The organism is Rhizobacter sp. P2_H2 (genome assembly GCF_056403375.1).
This window is the reverse complement of record NZ_JBFUFP010000291.1, coordinates 1-5584: the sequence shown is the minus strand read 5'-3', so window position 1 is coordinate 5584 and position 5584 is coordinate 1. Positions and strand designations below refer to the sequence as shown.

General features: G+C 71.5%; 7 protein-coding genes. All 7 read left to right on the top strand.

What is annotated here, in order from left to right; translation table 11 throughout:
* Positions 1–1025 (top strand): ABC transporter permease (locus tag AC1D15_RS16120; RefSeq protein WP_477826755.1); only part of this gene is annotated, 1025 nt, incomplete at its 5' end.
* A gap of 122 nt (positions 1026–1147) precedes the next feature.
* A complete protein-coding gene (locus tag AC1D15_RS16115) occupies positions 1148–2464 on the top strand; it encodes an ABC transporter permease (protein WP_477826754.1) in 1317 nt (438 codons plus the stop codon).
* A gap of 25 nt (positions 2465–2489) precedes the next feature.
* Entirely contained in the window at positions 2490–3155 is a 666-nt protein-coding gene (locus tag AC1D15_RS16110; RefSeq protein ID WP_477826753.1) for a Crp/Fnr family transcriptional regulator, read from the top strand.
* A gap of 98 nt (positions 3156–3253) precedes the next feature.
* Positions 3254–3697, top strand: coding sequence for a YeeE/YedE family protein (locus tag AC1D15_RS16105; protein ID WP_477826752.1), 444 nt, complete (start codon positions 3254–3256; stop codon positions 3695–3697).
* 13 nt (positions 3698–3710) lie between these two features.
* On the top strand, positions 3711–4124 hold the full coding sequence (locus tag AC1D15_RS16100; protein WP_465111726.1) for a DUF6691 family protein: 414 nt from the start codon (positions 3711–3713) through the stop codon (positions 4122–4124).
* 15 nt (positions 4125–4139) lie between these two features.
* Positions 4140–5216 carry a rhodanese-like domain-containing protein gene (locus AC1D15_RS16095; RefSeq protein ID WP_477826756.1) on the top strand — a complete coding sequence of 359 codons (1077 nt, stop codon included), beginning with the start codon at positions 4140–4142 and terminating at the stop codon, positions 5214–5216.
* Positions 5217–5241: 25 nt separating this feature from the next.
* On the top strand, positions 5242–5584 hold a 343-nt coding region (locus tag AC1D15_RS16090; protein ID WP_477826751.1), incomplete at its 3' end, for a methyltransferase domain-containing protein.

Below are 5584 nucleotides of genomic sequence, written 5' to 3'. Positions count from 1 at the left end.
GCGCCAACGGCGCGGCGCGGCTGCAGACCGGCTCGAAGCTGTCGTTCATCCAGACGCTGCCGCTGTCGCTCGCCCCGCAGATCGAGCGCGTCGACGGCGTGAAGGCGGTGGCGTACGCCAACTGGTTCGGTGGCGCCTACCAGGATCCGCACAACCAGGTGTTCAGCTTCGCGGTGGCGCCCAACTACCTCGACCTGTTCCCCGAGGTCGCGGTGACCGAGGCCGAACGCAAGGCCTTCAACAGCACGCGCACCGGTGCGCTGGTGGGCGAGAAGCTCGCGCAGCGCTTCGGCTGGAAGGTGGGCGACCGGGTGCCGCTGCAGTCGAACATCTTCCCCGACCGCTCGGGCAGCAAGAACTGGCAGTTCGACATCGTCGGCATCCTGCATGCCACCGACAAGAAGACCGGCGGCTTCTTCGACCAGATGTTCCTGCTGAACTGGAAGTACTTCGACGAGACGACGCCGTACAACCAGGGCAATGCCGGCTGGTACGTGACGCGCGTGACCGACGTGAACCAGGCCGACCGCGTCGCGAAGGCGATCGATGCGCTGTCGGCCAACTCCGACCACGAGACGCGCACGCAGACCGAGCAGGCGGCCACCGCGTCGTGGATGAAGCAGCTGGCCGACATCGGGCTGATCGTCAGCTCGATCATGGGCGCGGTGTTCTTCACGCTGCTGCTGCTGTCGGGCAACACGATGATGCAGGCGGTGCGCGAGCGCACCAGCGAGATCGCGGTGCTGAAGACGATCGGCTTCTCCGGCCGCAGCGTGCTCGCGATGGTGCTGGCCGAATCGGTGCTGCTGCTGGTGCTGGGCGGGCTGATCGGGCTGGGCATCGCGACGCTGATCATCCCGGCGGTCAGCGCCGGCAGCGGCGGCATGCTGAACCTGCCGTCGGTCGGCGCGAGCAGCTGGGTGCTCGGCCTCGCGCTGATGGCCGGCATCGGCGTCATCGTCGGCGCGCTGCCGGCCTGGAACGCGATGCGCCTGAACATCGTCGACGCCCTCGCGGGCCGCTGAACGGGAGACGAACACATGCCAACGCGATTGAACGCAGCGCCGGCCGAGCGCCGGGCCGCTCCCAAGCCGGCCGGCATCCCCTCGGGGGATCGGCGGGCGTACTCGACCGACGAGGGGCTGTCATGACCTGGTTGATCAATGTGGGCTTGGTGGTGCTGCTGGCCGTGGTGCTGGCGGCGTGGGTGATGCTGCCGTGGCCGGGCGCGCTGGCGCTGGCGGTGCTGCTGGCCGGCTGGCTGCTGCTGACGCGGCGCGGCCGGCAGACGCTGTCGGTGGCCAACGTCGGCATCAGCACGCTGACGCAGCGGCTGGGCGCCTCGGGCGTGATCGTGGTCGGCATCGCCGGCGTGGTCGGCGTGCTGGTCTCGCTGCTGTCGATGGCCGAGGGCTATGCCGAGACGCTGCGCCGCACCGGCGGCACCGACAGCGTGATCGTGATGCGCGGCGGTTCGGCCTCGGAGGTGTCGTCGGTGCTGACGCGCGACAGCATCGCGCAGATCCAGCAGGCCGACGGCATCGCGCGCAACGACAAGGGCGAGCCGCTGGCATCCGAAGAGCTGGTGGTGGCGGCCAACCTGCCGGTGAAGGGCGGCGCGCCCGATGAAACGGGCAGCGTGCAGCTGCGCGGCGTCGGCGAGCGGGCCTGGGCGGTGCGGCCGCAGGCGAAGATCATCGCCGGCAAGGCGTTCGGGCCGGGCTTGCGCGAGCTGGTGGTGGGGCAGGGCGCGGCGCGCCAGTTCGCCGGGCTGGTGCCGGGCAGCACGGTGCGCCTGGGCGCGCAGACCTGGACGGTGGCCGGCGTGTTCGCGACCGGCGACGCGCTCGAATCCGAGATCTGGGCCGACGGCAACGTGGTCGCCGACACCTACCGCCGTGCCGCCAGCCGCACCTCGGTGACGGCGCGGCTGGCCGATCCGCAGGCCTTCAAGACGCTGAAGGCGGCGCTCGAGTCGAACCCGCAGCTGCAGGTCGACGTGACGACGACGCTCGACTACTTCAGCAAGCAGTCCGAAGGCGTGACCAAGGTGCTGCGCATCATCGGCATCACGGTGGGCACGATCATGGCGATCGGCGCGATGTTCGGCGCGCTGAACACGATGTTCGCCGCGGTGGCGGCCCGGGCGCGCGAGATCGCGACGCTGCGCGCGATCGGCTTCTCCGGCGTGCCGGTGGTGGTGGCGGTGATGCTGGAGACGATGCTGCTCGCGCTGATGGGCGGCGTGCTCGGCGGGCTGCTGGCCTGGCTGGTCTTCGACGGCTACGGCGCGTCGACGATGGCTGCGGGCTCGGTCGGCAAGCTGAGCTTTGCGCTGCGCGTGTCGCCGGAGCTGCTGTGGACGGGGCTCAAGTGGGCGTTGGCCATCGGCTTCATCGGCGGGCTGTTCCCGGCGGTGCGCGCGGCACGGCTGCCGGTGACGACGGCGTTGCGCGAGCTCTGAACAGGGTGCAGCCGAGGGCGGCGCGATGATCGATGCCGCGACCCAGGCCCTGGTGCTGCAGCGCTATCCGATGCTGCGCGAGCTGCCTGCCGCGCAGCTGGCGGAGTTGCTGGCCGATGCCGCGCTGCTGCGCATGCCGGCCGGCAGCCTGATGTTCGACGAGAACCAGCCGTGCCGGGGCTTTCCGCTGCTGCTGTCGGGCAGCGTGCGCATCGTCAAGGCGGCGCCCAGCGGGCGCGAGCTGCACCTGTACCAGGTGCGGCCGGGCGACAGCTGCATCCTGACCAGCAGCTGCCTGCTCGGCCACGCGCCGTACCACGCGCGCGGCACGGCCGAGCACGACGTCGAGCTCGTCGTGCTGCCGCCGGCGGCGTTCAAGCACCTGATGGCGCAGCTGGAGTCGTTTCGCGAGCATGTGTTCAGCAACTTCTCGCAGCGGCTCACCGACCTGATGGCCTTGGTGTCGGCGGTCGCTTTCCAGAAGCTCGACCAGCGGCTGGCGGCGCTGCTGGTGGCGCGCGAATCGCCGCTGCGCACCACGCACCAGGCGCTGGCCGACGAGCTCGGCAGCGTGCGCGAGATCGTCAGCCGGCTGCTGAAGAACTTTGCGGACCAGGGCTGGCTGCGGCTCGGGCGCGAGCAGATCGAGGTGCTGGACGCGGCGGCGCTGGCGCGCTTCGTCGCGCTGTGAAGGGGGCCGCAACGGCTGTGTGACCTGGGTCACAGAGGCCGCCGGCCGCTTGCGCCACACTGCGCCGATCGGCTTCGGCCTCGTCACCGCATTCTCGAATGAGCATCGACTGGAACAGCTTCACCCCGTGGGCCTCGCTGGCCGGCGGCCTGGCCATCGGGCTGGCGACCGCCCTCTACCTGCTCGGCAACGGCCGCATCGCCGGCATTGCCGGCATTGTCGGGGCGCCGTGGCGGGCGCTGCGGGCGCGTGCGCCGCTGAAGGCGCATCGCGGCTCGCTGGCCTTCATCGGCGGCTTGCTGCTCGCGCCGTGGGCCTGGCGGCTGTGGGCGCCGTGGCCGGCCGTCTCGGTCGATGTCGGGCCCGGCGCGTTGATCGCGGCCGGCCTGCTGGTGGGCATCGGCGTGCGCCTGGGCAACGGCTGCACCAGCGGGCATGGCGTGTGCGGGTTGAGCCGCCTGTCGCTGCGCTCGCTGGTGAACGTGCTGGCCTTCATGGGCGCCGGGTTCGCCACCGTGTTCGTGCTGCGGCACCTCGTCTGAAGGAGAGACGCCGATGGGATCCTTCATCGCACTGCTGAGCGGCCTGGTCTTCGGCCTCGGGCTGATCGCCGGCGGCATGACCGACCCGGCCAAAGTCAAGGGCTTTCTCGACCTGGCCGGTGCGTGGAACCCGAGCCTCGCGCTGGTGATGGCCGGCGCGATCGCGGTCGGGCTGCCGGCCTTCGCGATCGCGCGGCGCCGCCGCACGGCCTGGTCCGGTGCGGCGATGGACATCCCGGCCAGCACCCTCGTCGATGCACGGCTGATCGGCGGCGGCGTGCTGTTCGGCATCGGCTGGGGCATCGGCGGCTTCTGCCCGGGGCCGGCGCTGGTGGCGCTGGCGCGCGGCTGGTGGCCGGCGGCGGTGTTCGTCGCGGCGATGCTGGCCGGCATGGCGATCCACGACCGCTGGCTCGCCGCCCGCTGAAAGGAGCCTGCGATGCTGGTCTTCCGCCAACTCTTCGACGCACCGTCGTCCACCTACACCTACCTGCTCGGGGATAGCGTGGCGGGCGAGGCGGTGCTCATCGACCCGGTCTACGAGCACGTGCGCCGCGACGCCGCCCTGCTGCGTGAACTGGGCCTGCGGCTGGTCGCGACGCTCGACACCCACGTGCACGCCGACCACGTCACCGGCGCCTGGTTGCTGAAACAGCGCCTGGGCAGCCGCATCCTGCTGTCGCAGGCGGCCGGCGTGCGCGAGGCCGACCGGCTGCTGGCGCATGGCGATCGCGTGGCCTTCGGCACGCACCACCTGCAGGTGCGCGCCACGCCCGGCCACACCGACGGCTGCCTGACCTATGTGCTGGACGACGAACGCATGGCCTTCACCGGCGATGCGCTGCTGATCCGCGGCTGCGGCCGCACCGATTTCCAGCAGGGCAGCGCCAGGCAGCTGTACCGCTCGGTGCAGCAGCAGATCCTGTCGCTGCCGCCGGATTGCCTGCTGTACCCGGCGCATGACTACCGCGGGCTCACCGTGACCAGCGTGGCCGAGGAGCGCCGCTACAACCCGCGCCTGGGCGGCGACGCGAGCCTGGAGGACTTCGAGGGCTACATGACGAACCTGGGCCTGCCGCACCCGAAGCTGATGCAGATCGCGGTGCCGGCCAACCTGCGCTGCGGGCGGCCCGAGAGCGAGGCCGCGCTGCCGCAGGAGCCGACCTGGGCGCCGCTCAGCTTCAGCTTCGGCGGTGTGTGGGAGATCCAGCCGACGGCGCTGGCCGAGCGCCTGGCGGACGGGGGCGTGCAGGTGATCGACGTGCGCGAGCCGGCGGAGTTCGACGATGCCTTCGGCCACATCCGCGGCGCGCGGCTCATGCCCTTGTCCGAGCTGGTGGCGCGCAGCGGCGAGATCGCGCGCGATCGGCCGGTGGTGGCGGTGTGCCGCTCGGGCGCACGCTCGGCGCAGGCGCTGGTGTTGCTGCAGAAAGTGGGTTTCAGCGAACTGGCCAACCTGGCGGGTGGCATGCTGCGCTGGCGTGCCGAAGCCTTGCCGGTGGAGGGGGCCGCACATTGATCGTTGGCAGCGCAAGGAGAAGCCCATGGACCGACCTGGTTCCGACACGGTGTTCGCCGGCTCGATTCCCGATCTCTACGACACCCAGCTGGTGCCCTTGATCTTCGCGCCGTATGCGGCCGACCTGGCGCACCGCGCGGCGCAGATCGGGCCGGCCAGCGTGCTGGAGACGGCGGCCGGCACCGGCGTCGTCACGCGGGCGCTCGCGGCGGCCCTGCCCGAGGCGGTGGCGCTGGTGGCCACCGACCTGAACCTGCCGATGCTGGCGCGCGCCGCCGCGGTGGGCACGTCGCGGCCGGTGCAGTGGCAGCAGGCCGATGCGCTGCAGCTGCCCTTCGACGACGGGCGCTTCGAGCTCGTCGTCTGCC

Bases quoted from the DNA above. Each gene is read 5' to 3' on its own strand.
- AC1D15_RS16115 (WP_477826754.1), top strand. From the start codon at position 1,148: ATGACCTGGTTGATCAATGTGGGCTTGGTGGTGCTGCTGGCCGTGGTG.
- AC1D15_RS16110 (WP_477826753.1), top strand. From the start codon at position 2,490: ATGATCGATGCCGCGACCCAGGCCCTGGTGCTGCAGCGCTATCCGATG.
- AC1D15_RS16105 (WP_477826752.1), top strand. From the start codon at position 3,254: ATGAGCATCGACTGGAACAGCTTCACCCCGTGGGCCTCGCTGGCCGGC.
- AC1D15_RS16100 (WP_465111726.1), top strand. From the start codon at position 3,711: ATGGGATCCTTCATCGCACTGCTGAGCGGCCTGGTCTTCGGCCTCGGG.